Below are 16,924 nucleotides of genomic sequence, written 5' to 3'. Positions count from 1 at the left end.
GGCAATCGAACAGCGCTCCTCAAGCGATAAATGACGGTATCTCGACATGGCACCACCTGCTTGAGGTGTTGCACTTCGTTTGTGAACTCAGGGGGGTCCACGACACCGACGCTGCGATGGATGCCGGATCAAGTCCGGCATGACGAATGAGGGGGAGGTGCGGAGGGCAGGCGTCACCCGCCCAGCGGCGGCAACCCCAATTCCTCCGCCAGATCGCGCCACTCCGGGTTCGCTGCCTCGATCAACTCGATCTTCCACCGGCGCTGCCAGTTCTTGAGCTGCTTTTCGCGCGCGATGGCGAGTTCCATCGTCCCGGAGAGTTCGAACCAGACGAGGCCTTTGACGCCGTAGCGCTTGGTGAAACCGTCGAATGTGCCCTCGCGATGCTGGACGACCCGCTGGATCAGATGCGAGGTGACGCCGGTATAGAGCGTCCCGTGCCGCGCGCTCGCCATGATATAGGCGCATGGCTGAAAGTCGCGGTGCATGGGCTGGAGGCTAAGGCGGCGATGGACCCCGGATCAAGTCCGGGGTGACGAGGATAGGTGCCAAAGCGGATGCGTCTCCCCGCCTCGTCATGCCAAACCGCCTCGCACCATTCGTCATGCCGGACTTGATCCGGCATCCAGGCGACCGGGTGACCAAGAGGAATTGGGTATTGTTGCACCTGTCACCGTAGCTTGTTCGTTTCCTTTTCTAAGAAGTATGACAAGCCGGGCAACAAAAGGCGCACCCATTGGATTGCGAATAATAAGCTTTCGCGATCACGATGGCAGGGTGGCATGAAGAGAAATTTCCGAGATAAGTTTTGTCGCTCGGGAAATAGGTGCAGCTAGGAATGTGCACCTCGTGGTCCCCATTCCCTTGCGCTCGATTGTTAACATAGTAGTCCGGCATCGACTCGACTCCCATGATCCAATAACAGGAACATATATGGATCAAAAAGTGAGTCAATGAGGAACATTATTGCGTCTAGCGCGACAGTTCACTCTAAACCGAAAACCCGCCCTTGTTCCGCCGGTTCGACCCCGCCGCAAGCACTTTCTTGCCCGTCGGGGTCAGCGTCCATTTCGCGCCCTGTTGCGCGACCAGGCCGAGTTCGACGAGGTCGTCGCGGATGGGGTCGGTGGGGAGTTGGGGGCGGCGGTTTGACAGGCCTTCGAGGCAGGCGCGTTGCGGCTGGCTGAGGATCAGGAGTTTTAGCTTTTTCTTTTCGGTCATTTGCGACTTCTCTTTTCGATCATCGTTTCGGGCCGTGTGGCCCACCCCGCTTCGCTAAGCCAGCAAGCTGGCAAGCTTCGCTGCCCCTCCCCTGAAGGGGAGGGGGTTTGGGTTGTTACTCCGCGGCAATCCCTGCCTTGGCGAACATGTCTTCGCCCTCGTCGCCTTCGGGGGCGGCGGCCGGGTCGTCGTTGGCTTTGGCCTTCTTGCGGTTGTCGAAGCTGGTCCACACGCTGTTCCAGTCGCCGCGCGTCGCGGCCTTCGAATATTCGGTCGCGCGCGTTTCGAAGAAGTTGGCGTGCTCGACGCCGTTGAGGAGCGGGGCGAGCCAGGGGAGGGGGTGCTCGTCGATCATGTAGATCGGCTGGAAGCCCAATTGCCCGAGGCGCCAGTCGGCGATGTAGCGGATGTAGCGCTTGATCTCCTTGGGCGTCATGCCGGGGACCGGGCCTTGCTCGAAGGCGAGGTCGATGAACGCATCCTCGAGCCGCACGGTTTTCTGGCAGCAGTCGATGATGTCTTCCTTCACCGCCTTGGTCAGGCAGTCGCGTTCCTTGACGAAGGCGTGGAAGAGGCGCGTGATGCCTTCGCAGTGCAGGCTTTCGTCGCGCACCGACCAGCTGACGATCTGGCCCATGCCCTTCATCTTGTTGAAGCGCGGGAAGTTCATCAGCATCGCGAAGCTGGCGAACAGCTGAAGCCCCTCGGTAAAGCCGCCGAACATCGCGAGCGTGCGCGCGATATCCTCGTCGCTGTCGACGCCGAAGGTGCCGAGATAGTCGTGCTTCGCGCGCATCTCGTCATATTCGAGGAACATGCCATATTCGCTCTCGGGCATGCCGATCGTGTCGAGCAGGTGCGAGTAAGCGGCGATGTGGACGGTTTCCATGTTGCTGAACGCGGTCAGCATCATCTTGATCTCGGTCGGCTTGAACACGCGGCCATATTTGTCGTGGTAGCAATCCTGCACCTCGACGTCGGCCTGGGTGAAGAAGCGGAAAATCTGCGTCAGGAGGTTGCGCTCGTGGTCGCTGATCTTCTGCGCCCAGTCGCGGCAATCCTCGCCCAGCGGCACTTCCTCGGGCATCCAGTGGATCTGCTGCTGGCGCTTCCAGAAATCATAGGCCCAGGGATATTCGAAGGGCTTGTAGGTCTTGCGGGCTTCCAACAAAGGCATCGGTCTATCCTCGGGTCAAATCTTGTTCGTCATTCCGGCGAAAGCCGGAATCCATCGATGGGTTGCGCTCCTTCGCGTGGACCCCGGATCAAGTCCGGGGTGACGAGGGAGTGGCGACGGGTCACTGGCAGGCCAGACACTCGTCATAGTCGGTGCTCCCCGCGGCGAGTTCGAACTTTGCCGCCTCGGGCGTGTTGTCGGCCTCGACCCCGCCCGCGAAGCCGGCGCGCTGGACCGATTTCGAGCGGAGATAATAGAGCGATTTGATGCCGAGTTCCCACGCGCGATAGTGGAGCATGAGCAGGTCCCACTTCTCGACATCGGCCGGGATGAACAGGTTCAGCGACGCGGCCTGGTCGATATAGGGGGTGCGGTCGGCGGCGAGTTCGAGCAGCCAGCGCTGGTCGATCTCGAAGCTCGTCTTGAAGCAGTCCTTTTCGTCCTGCGTCAGAAAGTCGAGGTGCTGGACGCTGCCGCCCTTTTCGAGGATCGAGTTCCAGATGCTGTCGCTGTTCTTCGCCTTGTCGACGAGCAGCGCCTCGAGGTGCGGGTTCTTGACCACGAAGCTGCCCGACAGCGTCTTGTGGGTATAGATATTCGCCGGGATCGGCTCGATGCACGCGCTGGTGCCGCCGCAGATGATGCTGATCGACGCGGTGGGGGCGATCGCCATCTTGCAGCTGAAGCGCTCCATCACCCCCTGATCGGCGGCGTCGGGGCAGGGGCCGCGCTCCTTGGCGAGCAGCATCGACGCCTGATCGACCTGGCTGCGGATATGCTTGAAGACGCGCAGGTTCGACGATTTCGCCATCGCGCCCTCGAACGGCAGGCCGCGCGCCTGCAAGAAGCTGTGGAAGCCCATCACGCCGAGGCCGACGCTGCGCTCGCGGCTCGCCGAATATTTGGCGCGCGCCATTTCGGGCGGGGCGCGGTCGATATAGTCCTGAAGCACATTGTCGAGCATGCGCATGACGTCCTCGATGAACCGCTTGTCGCCGTTCCATTCGTCCCAGGTTTCGAGGTTGAGCGAGGAGAGACAGCAGACCGCGGTGCGATCATTGCCGAGATGGTCGCGGCCGGTGGGGAGGGTGATTTCGCTGCACAGGTTCGAGGTCGTGACCTTGAGCCCCAGGTCGCGGTGATGCTTGGGCATCATGCGGTTCACCTGGTCGATGAAGATGATATAGGGCTCGCCGGTCGCGAGGCGCGTCTCGACGAGCTTCTGGAACAGGCTGCGCGCGTCGACGGTGCCGCGCACGCTCTGGTCCTTGGGGCTGCGCAGGTTGAACTCGGCGCCGTCGCGGACGGCCTCCATGAACTCGTCGGTGAGCAGCACGCCGTGGTGGAGGTTGAGCGCCTTGCGGTTGAAGTCGCCCGACGGCTTGCGCACCTCGAGAAACTCCTCGATCTCGGGGTGCGAGATGTCGAGGTAGCAGGCGGCCGAGCCGCGGCGCAGCGAGCCCTGGCTGATCGCGAGGGTCAGGCTGTCCATCACGCGGACGAAGGGGATGATGCCGCTCGTCTTGCCGTTGAGGCCGACGGGCTCGCCGATGCCGCGCACCGCGCCCCAATAGGTGCCGATGCCGCCGCCGCGGCTCGCGAGCCAGACATTCTCGTTCCAGGTGCCGACGATGCCCTCGAGGCTGTCGTCGACGCTGTTGAGATAGCAGCTGATCGGCAGGCCGCGCCCGGTGCCGCCGTTCGACAGCACGGGGGTCGCGGGCATGAACCAGAGCTTCGAGATATAGTCGTAGAGCCGCTGCGCATGTTCGGCATCGTCGGCATAGGCCGAGGCGACGCGCGCGAAGAGATCCTGATAGGATTCGCCGGGGAGGAGATAGCGATCCTTCAGCGTTTCCTTGCCGAAATCGGTAAGCAGCGCGTCGCGGCTTTCGTCGGTTTCGACCGCGAACCGGCGCGCGTGAACCTTCGGCTCGCCGCCGTCGTTCGGCTTGGCCGCGTCGCGGCTCGAATCGCTTTTCGATTCGGTCGCTTCGGGCGCGTCGTTCTTCGCCAGTTCCATCGTCGCCACGTCGTTCGTCTCCACCCGGTCCGTTTCCCGAAAATCCATTGCTTCACCCCGTTTCCTGCCGCGCGCCGCCGCGCGAGATGTTCCCGTCTTGTTCGACTCGTAGGGCGAAGCCCCAACCTAACATTTTCCGCCCCCCGCGTGGGACTTTTTTTGGGCGCGAAAGGGTCTTTCCGCAGCCCATATGCGATGGGCGACGGAATTCCGCCATTTCCGGCCAAATACTAATGCTTGGGGTGCCCCCTTCGGCTGACCCACCACCTATAGTGCCACGTCGGCGCGTCGATGCAAGACGGTAAATGACAGATCGGGGACTCGACTCGTCGCTATTCCGATTCGTTTCGTCGCGCATGAAGGGCGCTTCGCCGGACGGACGCAAGGCTTTCCGCGGCTGTCGGCGGGGGAGGCGCGGAGCCGTCCGCCATGCAAAAAATTTTCGGGTGCGCGTGATCGCGCGGGGTGGCGATCCCCATATCTTGTGTGGGGAGGGCGCGTCTTGAGCCGCGCAACGAAAAAGGGCCCCGGCGATGCCGAGGCCCTTCATCTAACCCTTGAGGGACTTAGGCCGGAAGCCCACCGCCACCGGTGCCGCCGCCGCCCAGAAACTTCCAAAACCAGCCCATTGCTTGTCTCCTGATGCGCACTGTCGAAGGAGGACAGTTAACGGCGCATATACCTTAATAATTAAGGTAAAGCGAGTCTTAACCTTAACAAGACGCTACCAAAATGGCAGTTATGCGCTGCGGCTATGCGAGGAGGTCAGGAGGCTGGCCGCGAGGTCGGAGAAAAGCTGCGGTTTCCCAAGGTGATAACCTTGGCCGACGTCGCAGCCGAGCTGCTCGAGCAGCGCCATCGTCGGGGCATCTTCGATGCCTTCGGCGACCGCGACGGCACCGAGGCGGTGGGCCAGATCGATCGTCGATTTAACCACTTCGAAGTTGCGCTGCGAATCGCGCATCGTCATCACGAAGCGCTTGTCGATCTTGATCTCGTCGGCCTCGACCTCGGTCAGATATTCGAGGTTCGACTGGCCGGTGCCATAATCGTCGATCGACAGGCGGATACCGGCGCGGCGGAGCTGCGCGAGCGTCTGGCGCGCTTGACGGCTGTTTTCGATCTGCGCGGTTTCGGTGATTTCGATCGTCAGCCATTCGGCCGGCAGATGATGCGCGGTGAGCATCACGCGGATCGTGCCGACGAGATCATTGTGATCGAGCAGCGCCGCCGACAGGTTGACCGACATGTTGATCGCGAGGCCGCGGTCGCGCAGCTGCGCCGCCGAGCGGATCGCCTGATCCATCACGAACAGGGTCAGGCGATAGATGTCCTGGCTCTTTTCGGCCTGGACGATGAATTCGTCGGGCGGGATCGGCCCGCGCGTCGGGTGCGTCCAGCGCGCAAGCGCCTCGACGCCGACGAGGCGGCCGGTCGCGATCTGATATTGCGGCTGGAAGGCGACCCAGATGTCGCCGCCGGCGAGCGCATCCTCGAGCTGCGAGTGAAAGCTGAGCTGCCAGCCGGCATCGTCCTTTTGCCGCGGCGTATATTTGGTCCACAGCGCGCGCGTGCGGATCGACTTTTCGGCGGCAACCAGCGCGGCGGCAAGCCGCTGCGCATTCGATCCTTCGAACTCGTCGTTGACACCGAAGGCGATCGCGACGTCGATCTTGAGCTCGCCGATCGTCAGCGGGGCGTTGAACAGCGCCGCGAGGCCGGCGAGATGCCCCTCGATCTGGCTGTGCTGATAATAGGGAACGAGCCAGGCGAACGTACCGTCGAGATCGTGATGGAGCTGCGTCCCGTGGCACGCGAGCGTCAGGCGGCGCGCGACCTGGTCGATCAGCTGCTGACTGCCCTCGCCGGGCAGGAAGGCGGCAAGATCTTCGAAATTGACGAGCTTCGCGGCGATGACCGTCGCGCTGCCGAAGGGAGCCTGACCGCGCAAAGCCTCGAAATTGGGAAGGCCCGAGACAGGGTTTTCACGCTGGGCCGAAAAGCGGCGACGCTTGCGCGAAACGTTCGCACCGATGGCGGCGACGAACATCAGGGCGGCGCCGATCGAGGTGGTCACCAGCGACGCGCTGAGCAAGATTTTCGCGGCGACAAGCACCGTCGCGAAGCCGAGTGCGAACCAGTTGAAGTATCGTTTCACGGGCGTGAGCAAGGCGAGCAACATGGCGATCACGGCGATCGCCATCGCCGGAACCCAGCCGACGTTCACCGGATCGCCGCGTTTGAGGGCCTCCGCAGCGATCAGATGGATGAACGCGCCGGGTACGAGATCATGCCCGGGCAGATAATGCTGATCGGGAAGCGTCGAAGCGGTGCCGCCGAAAATGACATCCTTGCCCGCTAGTTCCCTCGCTCCGATCTTGCCATTGATGACGTCGAGCGCGCTATATTCGGTGATCGAGGAAAGCTTATAGGTAAAATCGAGGCGGAACTGGGACGGCCGATCCGCGCGCTTGTTTGCCAATACCGCGGCAACGCTCGGCAGCAGGCGTCCGTTGGCCTCGAACATCACCGGGACATTCCAGACCTGCCAGATCTGATATTGCCAGGCTATGCTGGCAAGCCGGGACTTGGGGCCTTTGACCTTCGGGTCCGGAAAAATCGAGAGCAGACGTTCGGTTCCGGGCACCGTCTTCGTGGATACGGCAAGAATGATGCGATTCCCCATGGCGCGAACGGCGGAAGCGAGTGCGGGGGTCCCTTCATTGCCCTCTTGCTCTTGATAGTAGAAATCGACCACCAAGCGGCGTGCGCCGGCTTTGTTGATTGCATTGATCACGCGGGCGTGGTCAGCGCGTGAGAAGCGTCCGTCGCGAACGCTGGCGAGCGTCTGGTCGTCGAGTCCGACCATGACAATATCGCCCGATACCGGCCGCCACGCGGTCCAGCCGATCGCCGATTCGATGATGCGGTCGATCGGCTCGGCGATGGACGATGTCGCCGCGGCGATGCCGAGCAGCAGCGACAACAGGAAGGTGCGCCAGCTGATGATCATCCGGTTGTTCACAAGCGGCACGCGCGCTTCTCCAGCAATTGCCGGATCGGATTAGTTGCCGATGGTTAGCATCGCGTTAATTATGCGTGCGATGCGTGGCGCGGACCGCGCGCTTTTCCGCGCGATTCAGGCGATTTCGGGGAGCGCCGCGTTGCCTGCGAGCGCCGCTGGAGCGAGGCCCGCCGCCGCCGGGACGATCTGTTGCAGATAGAAGCGCGTCGAGGCGATCTTCGCCTCGAGGAAGGCGGTGTCGCCCGCGCCTTCCTCGAGCGCCGCCTTTGCGCCGCGATGCTGGAGCGCCATCAGCCAGCCGCACGTCGCGGTCGCGAGCATGGTGAGATAGGGGTAGCTGCCCGCGAGCCGGTCGGGCAGCGGCGCCTTTGCCATCCAGTCGGTGACCGCGCGGCACGCCTCGGCGAGCTGCGACAGTTCGGGGAAATCGTCGCCGGCACCATAAGCGATGTCGTCGATCAGCCCGCGGATCAGGTCGCCGCCCGCCATGCCGAGCTTGCGGCCCACCAGGTCGGCGGCCTGGATGCCGTTGGTGCCTTCGTAGATCGGCGCGATGCGCGCGTCGCGATAATGCTGCGCGGCGCCGGTTTCCTCGATGAAGCCCATGCCGCCATGGACCTGGATGCCCAGGCTCGCGACCTCGCAGCCGATGTCGGTCGCGTGCGCCTTCGCCAGCGGGGTCAGGATTTCGGCGCGCATCGCCGCGGCCTCGTCGCCCAGCTTGCCGAAATCGACCTGCGCCGCGGCATAATAGACGAGCGCGCGCGCCGCCTCGGTCTGCGCGCGCATCCGCCACAGCATCCGGCGCACGTCGGGATGCTTGTCGATCGTCACCGGAGTGCGATCGGGCGATCCGGCGAGCGCCGACTGGAGGCGCTCGGCGGCGAAGCGCTGCGCCTGCTGTGTCGCGCGCTCGCCGATCTGGATGCCCTGACAGCCGATCATCAGGCGGGCGTTGTTCATCATCACGAACATCGCGCGCATCCCGCCCATTTCCTCGCCGACGATCTCGCCGAGGCACTCCTCTTCCTCGCCATAGATCATCACCGCGGTCGGCGAGCCGTGGATTCCGAGCTTATGCTCGATCGAGGCGCAGCGCACGCCGTTGGAAATCGTCGGCCGCCCGTCCGCATCGAGGCGGTATTTGGGGACGAGGAACAGCGAGATGCCGCGCGTCCCTTCGGGCGCGCCGGGGGTGCGCGCGAGGACGAGGTGGACGATATTGTCGGTGAGGTCATGCTCGCCGAAAGTGATGAAGATCTTTTGCCCCTTGATCCGGTAGAGGCCCGCGTGCTCGCCTTCGGTCACCTTTTCGGCGGTCGAGCGCAGCGCGCCGACGTCGCTGCCCGCGGCGGGCTCGGTCAGGTTCATCGTGCCGTTCCATTCGCCGGTGGTCAGCTTGGGCAACCAGGTCGCGCGTTGCTGCTCGGTGCCATAGGCCATCAGCGCGTGGATCGCGCCGGGGGTCAGGATGTTGCAGAGCGAAAAGCCCATATTGGCGCTGCCGAGTGCTTCGATCACCACGGTCGCGAGGGTGAAGGGCAGGTCCTGCCCGCCATAGGCGCCGGGGCCGTCGATGCTGCCCCAGCCCGCCTCGACGAACTGCCGGTAAGCCTCCTTGAAGCCGGGGGGCATGATGACCTTGCCGTCGTCCCATTTCGGATTGTTCGTGTCGCCGACGCGGTTCAGCGGCGCATAGACCTCGGCGGCGAAATCGCCGATGCCGGTGACGATCGCCTCGACCATGTCGGGGGTCGCGGCGGCAAAGCGCTCATGCTCTGCCATCGCGTCGATGCGCGCGATATGCTGAAGAACGAAGAGCTGTTCGGTGGTGGGCGCCGTATAGGTCATGGGGTTTCCCGCTTTTGGGGGTGATTCCGTTGCGCCCGGCGCTATAGCGCGGCATGGCCGAGCGTCAAAACGAGACTGCGACAACCGAGGTGGTCCCTTTTGCGGACGCGGCGATCGCGCGCGCTGCGGAATTGGTCGCGGCGGGCCAGCCGGTCGCGGTGCCGACCGAGACGGTCTATGGCCTCGCCGCCGATGCGCGGAGTGCCGAAGCGGTCGCGCGCATCTATGCCGCGAAGGGGCGGCCCGATTTCAACCCGCTGATCGTGCATGTGCCGGACCTTGCGGCGGCCGAGGCGCTTGGCGTGTTCGGGGCGGCGGAGCGGGCGCTTGCGGCGCGTTTCTGGCCGGGGCCGCTGACGCTGGTGGTGCCGCGCCGCGCGGATTGTCCGGTGGCGAGCGTCGCGACCGCGGGGCTGGGCACGATTGCCCTCAGGGTGCCGGGGCACCGCGCGATGCAGGCGCTGCTCGCCGCGAGCGGCGCGCCGCTCGCCGCGCCGAGCGCCAATGCGAGCGGGCGGGTGAGCCCGACGAAGGCGGCGCATGTGCTTGCGAGCCTCGCCGGCCGGATCGCGCTGGTGATCGACGACGGTGCGACGAGCGCGGGGGTCGAATCGACGATCGCGCGCGTGACGGACGGCGCGGTCGAGGTGCTGCGGCCGGGGCCGGTCACCGCGGCGATGCTGGGCGCGGCGTCGGGGCTGCCGGTGGCGGGGGTCGCGGGGGCGGGAGTCGTGGCGCCGGGGATGCTCGCGAGCCACTATGCGCCGGGCAAGCCGGTGCGGCTCGGCGCGGCGGACTTCGCGGACGACGAGTTCGGGATCGGCTTTGGCGGATTGGCGGGCGACTATAATCTGAGCGCGGCGGGCGATCTGACCGAAGCCGCGGCGCATCTGTTCGACGCGCTCCACGCGGGGGCGGCGAGCGCGAAGCCGCGGATCGCGGTGGCGGCGATTCCTGCCGCGGGGCTGGGCGCGGCGATCAACGACCGGCTGGCGCGCGCGGCGGTGTGAATTTTTGGCTCACACAAAGGCACTAAGGCACGAAGAAAAAGTGGTTTTCCTCCGTTCGCCCTGAGCTTGTCGAAGGGCCGTTCTGTCTTTCGACGTCGCAAAAATACGGTGCTTCGACAAGCTCAGCACGAACGAAGATAGGATTTATCTTCGTGCCTTTGTGCCTTTGTGTGAGATAATCTTTCAGGCCGCCGCCGGCTCGACCGGGTCGAGCTGCGGGGTCTTGCGCGCGACGATCAGGCACGCCGCGACGATCAGCAGCGCGCCGGCGATCGTCGGCAGCGTCACCGGCTCGGCATAGAAATACCACCCGAACATCATCGCCCACAGAAAGCCGGTATATTCGGTGGTCGCGAGGATCTGCGCCTCGGCGCGGGCATAGGCCCAGCTCAAAAGCAGCAGCGACAGCGTCGCGAGCGCGGCGGCGCCCGCGATGTGCGGCGCGTGGGCGGCATCGGGAACCGCGAGAAACCACGGCGCGCCGAGCGCGAGGATCGCGGCGACGAAGGCGTTCTGATAAAAGGCGATCTCGAGCGGTTCGGCCATCTTCGCCTGCCGCCGCGCGAGGATCAGGTTGATGGCGTAGAAGACCGCCGAAAGGAACACCGCGCCGACCGCCCACAGCGCCTCGGGCGCATAGGTGCCGCGTCCGAGCTTGCCCGCGACGATCACGACCACGCCGAGCAGCCCGAGTAGCGAGGCGGCGACCGAGCGCGGTCCGATCTTCTCGCCCAAAAACAGCGCGGCCATATAGAGCGTCATCAGCGGCGCGACGAAGGCGAGCGCGATCGCCTCCGCCATCGGCAGCCGCGCGAGCGCCCAGAAAAAGGCGATCGCCATCCCCGCGACGAACAGCGACCGCACCGCATGGATACGCATCGCCGCGCGGTCGGGCCAGCGCGGCCGCGCGCAGGCATAAATCGCCCCGCTGAGCAGCGCGCCCGCTCCGGTGCGCCAGAGCACGGCGTTATAGGCGCCGATCTCGATCGACAGCCCCTTCATCAGCACGTCCATCATCGAAAAGGTCGCAATCCCGCCGCACGCGACGAGAAAGGGGATGACGGGGGAAGCCGAATCGGGGCGCATGGGGAGGGCTTTAGCCGAGATTCAGGGGGCTGACAGCGCCCCGCTTGCCGTGCGGGGTGAAGCTGCTAGCTTGGCTTTTATGGCGCTGCGGGGACTTTGGCTGGCACTATTCATCGGCGCTTCGATTCCGGCTGCAGCATCGGCGCAGACGCCGCCGCCCGATGCGCTGAAACCCTATGTGACGGATGGGGCATTCGATCCGGGCGATTTCGGCTGGATGGCGGGCCGCTTCGCAGACGAGGGAAGTACCGCGCGCGCGGCGTGGGATTCGATCAAGGCTTATGACAAGGCTTGTTTTGCGGCGGCGACAGTGAAGGCGAAAGCGGCACTTGCGGCGATCGACGCCGAGGCGGAGATGCTGCCGCCGGGTCCTTATGGCGACGCATTGTGCCGCGCAGTGTCTGCGGCCGCCAACCTTGATGTCGCGTCCGAAATCGAGCGAGCGGCGCTTCCGGCGCGGCTCGCGGAAGCGCGCCAACTGTGGAATTTTGCCGTGCGGGGAGGGCGGATGGGATTGAGCATCGCCGTTTCCGCGGTGGAGCCGCCCAAATCCGAGGATGCACGGACGCTGATCGGCGCAACCTTCCGCGAGCAGTTGGCCCGGCATATGCTGTCGTGGGGCGCCGAAGAAGGCGATCCGCGCCTGCCGGCGGAACTGAGGCCGCTTTTCGACTATTTGACCTGGGCGATGATCGCGACCGAGGACCGCAGGAATAGGAAAATGTTGCGTGGCTATATCGCCGAAAAGGGCTGGCCGACGATCTCGGCGGTCGGGAAGGAGGCGTCGCATGCCGCGTGGCTGCTCGCGCAGCATGCCGACGAGGACCCGGCTTTGCAGGTCGAGGCGCTACGGTTGATGGAACCGCTCGCCAAGACCGGCGAGGCAAGCAAGTCCGACTATGCCTATCTCTACGACCGCGTCATGCTGAAGCTGACGGGGAAACAGCGCTATGCGACACAGTTCGGCGCGTGCGAAGCGGGACATGCCGTGCGGCCGCTCCTCCCGATGGCGCAGGACGATCCGGTACTGATCGACGCGGCACGCACCGAAATGGAGCTGGGTCCGCTGGCCGACTATCGCAAGAGCATGGACGAGACATTCGGAGCGTGCGGCGGTGATTGAGGAAAAGCGGGATCCCGGATCAAGTCCGGGATGACGAAAAGATTATTCGCGCATCTTGGATGATCCCCGGCGAAAGCCGGGGTCCAGAGTTCCAAGGCCGACCTTGCGTATTTCAGCGCTGGGCCCCGGCTTTCGCCGGGGTTCACAAGCGGCCGCTCCCCACCCCAATGCTGCCGATGGGACGGGGAGCGCGAACGCGATCAATCAATCCCATCCGTACGCCGGATGAAATCTGCAACGTCGCTGTGCATCTCGGTCAGGAGGGCCGGGTTGACATAGATCATATGGCCGGCGGGATAATATTTGTAGGCGATGTTCGCCTGCAGCTCCTTGGGCACGGGCAGGTGCTGGAGTTCGTACCAGCCGGCGAAATAGGGGGTCGAGATGTCGAAATAGCCGCCGGTGACGAGCAATTTCATCTTCGGATTCTGCTTCATCGCGACCGCGAGGTCGGGGAGGACGTTGGGGAGGGCGATCAGCGGACGGGCGGCGCCGGGTGGTTGGTGCTTGTAATCCCAGCTGCCATAGACATCGAGCCCGCCTTCATAATGCGTGCCCGCGCCATAGCCGAGCGCGGTGCGGACATAATCGTTGAACGCCGCGGTATAGGCGGCGCCGATCGCGCTGCCCTGCGGGTCGTTCGACGCGATCTTCGAGAGCGGGTCGAGCGTCGCGCCGGTGAAGCGCGTGTCGAGCGTGCCGGTGGTGAGCCCTTGGTCCGCGAGCAGTTCCTTTTGCAGCGCGCCATATTCGATACGCAGGTTCGTCTTGAGCAGATAGTCGACCGGAAGGCCGGTGTAGCCGTGGAGCTTCGCCGCGATCGCCTGTCGCTCTTTATCGGATAGATTATTTCCCTTGAGCAGCGCGAGCGCATAGTCGCCGGTCGCGAAAGCCTCGACCTCTTTCAGAAAGGGTTCGAGCTCGCGCCCGGCGCCCGCGCGCTTGTGATACCAGGCGGTCGCGGCATAGCTCGGCAGCGACACGATATAAGGCAGGTCGACCCCCGGATTGACCTGGGGATCGTCGGGGATCAGGTCCCAGTTCAAGATGTCGGAGAGCAGGATCACGCCATTGAGGTCGATGTCCTGCCGTTGCAGCGCGAGCGTCATCCCGGCGGCGCGCATCGTCCCATAGCTTTCGCCATAGAGATATTTGGGCGAGGTCCAGCGGCCGTATTTCGACAGGAAGTCGCGCACGAAGACGGTGAAGGCGTGAATATCCTGATCGACGCCATACCACGCCTTCGCCTTGTCCTCGCCCGCGACGCGGCTGAAGCCGGTGCCCGGCGCATCGACGAAGACGAGGTCGGAGACGTCGAGCAGGCTCTGATCGTTGGCGACGGTGCGATAGGGCGCGCTGCCGTGCGCGAGGTCGGGGGTCTCGACGCGCACCGGGCCAAAGGCGCCCATGTGGAGCCACAAGGTCGGCGAACCGGGGCCGCCGTTGAACAGGAAGGTGATCGGCCGGCTGGCGGCGGGCGCCCCCTCCTTGAAATAGGCGGTGTAGAACATCGAGGCTTCGCTGTCGGGGACATCGTCCGCCGCATCTTCGTCGCGCTTGCGGTCGATGGGCACGCTGTCGTCCCAGCCCGCGGGATGGACGACCAGCGTTCCCGCGACCGCGCGATAGGGGATCGCGACCCCGCCGACGGTCACCGAACCGCGGCTTTCGATCGCGGTGGGGGTGAACATCGGGCCGCTGGGAGCGGCGGTGTCGGCGGCGCCTTGCGGCTCGTGCGACTGCGCCGTCGCACAGCCGGCGAGGGCGAGCGCGAGGGCGGCGGCGGTAATGGCTTTCATGTCGAATCCTTAGTGGCCGGTCGTTTGAATTGCGTCATTGCGAGGAACGCAGTGACGAAGCAATCTCACGCTATCGACCTTGCGCAAGGCCGATGACTGGGGATTGCCGCGTCGCCTTCGGCTCCTCGCAATGACGTGATGGACTATCGGAACGATGCCATTCCCGCACCGTCGATATTGAGTTTCTGCCCCGAGCAATAGGGGTTGGCGTCCGACACGAACCACAGCACCGCCGCGGCGACGTCGTCGGGGTCGGGCACGCGGCCGAAGGGGAATTTGGCGTCGAGGTGGTGGATATCGTCGTTGCCCGTCACCGCCCGCGCGAGCCGCTCGCCCATGTCGCTGACGGTGAGCGACGGCGAGACGATGTTGACCCGGACGCCATGCTTCAGCTCTTCCTTGGCCAGCGTGAGCGCGAGCGCTTCGGCGGCCGCTTTCGCCATATTATAGGGCGCGCCGTTCGCGGCATTGTGCAGCGTCGCGACGCTGGAGATGATGACGATGTCGCTGCGGTCGTGCCGGCGGAGCTGGGGCAGGCAGAGGCGCGACAGGCGGTGCGCGCCGACCGCGTGAACGCCGAGCAATTTCTCGACTTCGGCGGCGTCGGTATCGGCGACCGGCGTGCCGCGGCTCGCGATGCCGGCATTGTTGACCAGGATCGACAGCGGACCCAAATCGGCCTCGATTCCGGCGACCATCGCGGCGCTCGCTTCCTCGTCGGCGACCGACGCGCGATAGGCTTTGGCCTTGCGGCCGAGCGCCCGGATCGCGGCGACGGTCTCGCCCGCCGCCGCCTCGTCGCGCGTATAGTTGACCGCGACGTCGGCGCCCGCCTTTGCCAGCGCGAGCGCGATGCCGCGCCCGATCCCGCGCGAGGCGCCGGTGACGAGCGCCGTGCGGCCCGCAAGGTTCATTTCGACCATGTGTCTCTCTCCCTTCGGTTTCGGCGATTATGGCATGACGTTTCCGTCAACGTAAGCTAGCTTCACCGCCATGAGCTGGAAAAAGGAAGTGGACGAACTCGCCGCACGGCGGGCGATGGCCGAGAAGATGGGCGGTGCGGAAAAGGTCGCGCGCCAGCATGGGCGCGGCAAGATGGACGCGCGGGCGCGGCTCGCGGCGATCGTCGATCCGGGGAGTTTTCGCGAGATCGGCAAGATCGCGGGGCGGGGCACCTACGGCCCCGATGGCGAGCTGGAAGACCTTGCGCCAAGCAATTTCATCTTCGGGCGCGCGAATATCGACGGGCGGCCGGTGGTCGCCTCGGCCGACGATTTCACCGTGCGCGGCGGTGCGGCCGATGCGGCGCTGCACCGCAAATTCATCCAGTGCGAAGCGATGGCGCACGAATATCGCCTGCCGCTGATCCGCATGATCGACGGCACCGGCGGCGGCGGGTCGGTCAAGACACTCGAGGATATGGGCTATACCTATATCCCGCACGTTCCGGGCTGGGACCAGATCATCGCCAATCTCGACACGGTGCCGGTGGTCGCGCTCGCGCTCGGCCCGACCGCGGGGCTCGGCGCGGCGCGCGTCGTCGCGAGCCATTACAGCGTAATGGTGCGCGGGCTGTCGCAGCTTTTCGCGGCGGGGCCGGCGGTCGCCGCGGCGATCGGCGATACATTGGACCGCGAGGAACTCGGCGGCACCGACGTGCATACGCGCAACGGCGTCGTCGACGACGAGGTGGCGAGCGAGGCCGAGGCGTTCGCGGCGGCGCGGCGCTTCCTGTCCTATCTGCCCTCGTCGATCCATGAGCGCGCCGCGCGCATCGCGTCCGACGATCCCGTCGGCCGGCGCGAAGAGGCCTTGTTGTCCATCGTCCCGCGCGAGGCGAAGCGGGTCTATTCGATGCGGCGCATTGCCGAGGCGGTGTTCGACCAGGGCAGCGTCTTCGAAATGGGCGCGCGCTGGGGCCGCGCAGTGATCACCGCCTTTGCCCGGCTCGACGGCTGGCCGGTCGCGGTGCTCGCGAGCGACCCCTCCTATCTCGGCGGGTCGTGGGACGCGAAGACGAGCGAGAAGGCCGAACGCTTCGTCAAGCTCGCCGACCAGTTCCGCCTGCCGATCGTCCACCTCGTCGACAATCCCGGCTTCATGATCGGCGGCGAGGCCGAGCGGACGGGGACGATCCGCTATGGCGTGCAGGCGATGAACGCGATCTACCGCGCGAGCGTGCCGCTGGCGTCGGTCGTCGTGCGCCGCGCCTATGGCATCGCGGGCAGCGCGATGTCGAACGCCGAACGCTTCCAGTATCGCTTCGCCTGGCCGTCGGGCGACTGGGGCAGCCTGCCGATCGAGGGCGGGGTCGAGGTCGCCTACAAGAGCGAGCTCGAAGCCGCCGAGGATCCGGCGGCGCATCTGGAGGCGATCCGCGAGCGGCTGAACCGCGTCCGCTCGCCCTTTCGCACCGCGGAGAAATTCGGGGTCGAGGACATCATCGACCCGCGCGATACGCGGCCATTGCTGTGCGAGTTTGCAGAGCTGGCGTGGCGGGTGCTTGGGTAGGGTCTGTCCTGTTCATGCCGATTCAAAGCCCCGTTCGTCCTGAGGAGCCATTGAGCCCCGTCGAAATGGCGTCTCGAAGGACCATGCGTGGCATCTGG

The 16,924-nt window shown here is 65.1% G+C and carries 12 protein-coding genes; 3 read left to right on the top strand and 9 right to left on the bottom strand.

Features of this window, described 5'->3' with window-relative positions; genetic code table 11:
- Positions 1–173: 173 nt before the first annotated feature.
- The 6 genes from CHB69_RS09315 to CHB69_RS09285 form a co-directional block, all read right to left on the bottom strand.
- On the bottom strand, positions 174–488 hold the full coding sequence (locus CHB69_RS09315; RefSeq protein WP_089215730.1) for a GIY-YIG nuclease family protein: 315 nt from the start codon (positions 486–488) through the stop codon (positions 174–176).
- A 502-nt stretch (positions 489–990) separates the two neighbouring features.
- Positions 991–1,221: a hypothetical protein gene (locus CHB69_RS09305; RefSeq protein WP_089215728.1), complete on the bottom strand. Its 231-nt coding sequence runs from the start codon at positions 1,219–1,221 to the stop codon at positions 991–993.
- A gap of 115 nt (positions 1,222–1,336) precedes the next feature.
- Positions 1,337–2,398, bottom strand: a complete 1,062-nt coding sequence (locus CHB69_RS09300; RefSeq protein WP_089215727.1) for a ribonucleotide-diphosphate reductase subunit beta — start codon at positions 2,396–2,398, stop codon at positions 1,337–1,339.
- Between the two features lie 121 nt (positions 2,399–2,519).
- Complete coding sequence (locus tag CHB69_RS09295; protein WP_089215726.1) at positions 2,520–4,469, bottom strand: ribonucleoside-diphosphate reductase subunit alpha; 1,950 nt, start codon at positions 4,467–4,469, stop codon at positions 2,520–2,522.
- Between the two features lie 691 nt (positions 4,470–5,160).
- Positions 5,161–7,455 (bottom strand): EAL domain-containing protein, encoded by a 2,295-nt coding sequence (locus CHB69_RS09290; RefSeq protein ID WP_245836664.1) that lies wholly within the window; start codon positions 7,453–7,455, stop codon positions 5,161–5,163.
- A gap of 105 nt (positions 7,456–7,560) precedes the next feature.
- A complete protein-coding gene (locus CHB69_RS09285; protein WP_089215724.1) occupies positions 7,561–9,297 on the bottom strand; it encodes an acyl-CoA dehydrogenase in 1,737 nt (578 codons plus the stop codon).
- Positions 9,298–9,350: 53 nt separating this feature from the next.
- Here CHB69_RS09285 and CHB69_RS09280 point away from each other — a divergent pair, with 53 nt between their 5' ends.
- Positions 9,351–10,307 carry an L-threonylcarbamoyladenylate synthase gene (locus tag CHB69_RS09280; protein WP_089215723.1) on the top strand — a complete coding sequence of 319 codons (957 nt, stop codon included), beginning with the start codon at positions 9,351–9,353 and terminating at the stop codon, positions 10,305–10,307.
- 183 nt (positions 10,308–10,490) lie between these two features.
- On the opposite strand, the gene CHB69_RS09275 is transcribed toward CHB69_RS09280, so the two are convergent.
- On the bottom strand, positions 10,491–11,393 hold the full coding sequence (locus CHB69_RS09275; protein ID WP_089215722.1) for a DMT family transporter: 903 nt from the start codon (positions 11,391–11,393) through the stop codon (positions 10,491–10,493).
- Positions 11,394–11,472: 79 nt separating this feature from the next.
- Here CHB69_RS09275 and CHB69_RS09270 point away from each other — a divergent pair, with 79 nt between their 5' ends.
- On the top strand, positions 11,473–12,516 hold the full coding sequence (locus CHB69_RS09270) for a DUF6624 domain-containing protein (protein WP_089215721.1): 1,044 nt from the start codon (positions 11,473–11,475) through the stop codon (positions 12,514–12,516).
- 200 nt (positions 12,517–12,716) lie between these two features.
- On the opposite strand, the gene CHB69_RS09265 is transcribed toward CHB69_RS09270, so the two are convergent.
- Both CHB69_RS09265 and CHB69_RS09260 read right to left on the bottom strand, forming a co-directional pair.
- Positions 12,717–14,315 carry a S10 family peptidase gene (locus tag CHB69_RS09265; protein ID WP_089215720.1) on the bottom strand — a complete coding sequence of 533 codons (1,599 nt, stop codon included), beginning with the start codon at positions 14,313–14,315 and terminating at the stop codon, positions 12,717–12,719.
- Positions 14,316–14,458: 143 nt separating this feature from the next.
- Positions 14,459–15,238: an SDR family NAD(P)-dependent oxidoreductase gene (locus tag CHB69_RS09260; protein WP_089215719.1), complete on the bottom strand. Its 780-nt coding sequence runs from the start codon at positions 15,236–15,238 to the stop codon at positions 14,459–14,461.
- Between the two features lie 70 nt (positions 15,239–15,308).
- Here CHB69_RS09260 and CHB69_RS09255 point away from each other — a divergent pair, with 70 nt between their 5' ends.
- Positions 15,309–16,826 (top strand): acyl-CoA carboxylase subunit beta, encoded by a 1,518-nt coding sequence (locus tag CHB69_RS09255; protein ID WP_089215718.1) that lies wholly within the window; start codon positions 15,309–15,311, stop codon positions 16,824–16,826.
- Positions 16,827–16,924 lie beyond the last annotated feature (98 nt).

It is taken from the genome of Sphingopyxis indica (genome assembly GCF_900188185.1).
Lineage (GTDB): Bacteria > Pseudomonadota > Alphaproteobacteria > Sphingomonadales > Sphingomonadaceae > Sphingopyxis > Sphingopyxis indica.
Note: the sequence above shows the minus strand (reverse complement) of the source record. Positions and strands in the feature narration are given on the sequence as shown.

Coding starts and splice junctions, on each gene's coding strand:
- CHB69_RS09315 (WP_089215730.1), bottom strand. CDS start 488: ATGCACCGCGACTTTCAGCCATGCGCCTATATCATGGCGAGCGCGCGG.
- CHB69_RS09305 (WP_089215728.1), bottom strand. CDS start 1,221: ATGACCGAAAAGAAAAAGCTAAAACTCCTGATCCTCAGCCAGCCGCAA.
- CHB69_RS09300 (WP_089215727.1), bottom strand. CDS start 2,398: ATGCCTTTGTTGGAAGCCCGCAAGACCTACAAGCCCTTCGAATATCCC.
- CHB69_RS09295 (WP_089215726.1), bottom strand. CDS start 4,469: ATGGATTTTCGGGAAACGGACCGGGTGGAGACGAACGACGTGGCGACG.
- CHB69_RS09285 (WP_089215724.1), bottom strand. CDS start 9,297: ATGACCTATACGGCGCCCACCACCGAACAGCTCTTCGTTCTTCAGCAT.
- CHB69_RS09280 (WP_089215723.1), top strand. CDS start 9,351: ATGGCCGAGCGTCAAAACGAGACTGCGACAACCGAGGTGGTCCCTTTT.
- CHB69_RS09275 (WP_089215722.1), bottom strand. CDS start 11,393: ATGCGCCCCGATTCGGCTTCCCCCGTCATCCCCTTTCTCGTCGCGTGC.
- CHB69_RS09270 (WP_089215721.1), top strand. CDS start 11,473: ATGGCGCTGCGGGGACTTTGGCTGGCACTATTCATCGGCGCTTCGATT.
- CHB69_RS09265 (WP_089215720.1), bottom strand. CDS start 14,315: ATGAAAGCCATTACCGCCGCCGCCCTCGCGCTCGCCCTCGCCGGCTGT.
- CHB69_RS09260 (WP_089215719.1), bottom strand. CDS start 15,238: ATGGTCGAAATGAACCTTGCGGGCCGCACGGCGCTCGTCACCGGCGCC.
- CHB69_RS09255 (WP_089215718.1), top strand. CDS start 15,309: ATGAGCTGGAAAAAGGAAGTGGACGAACTCGCCGCACGGCGGGCGATG.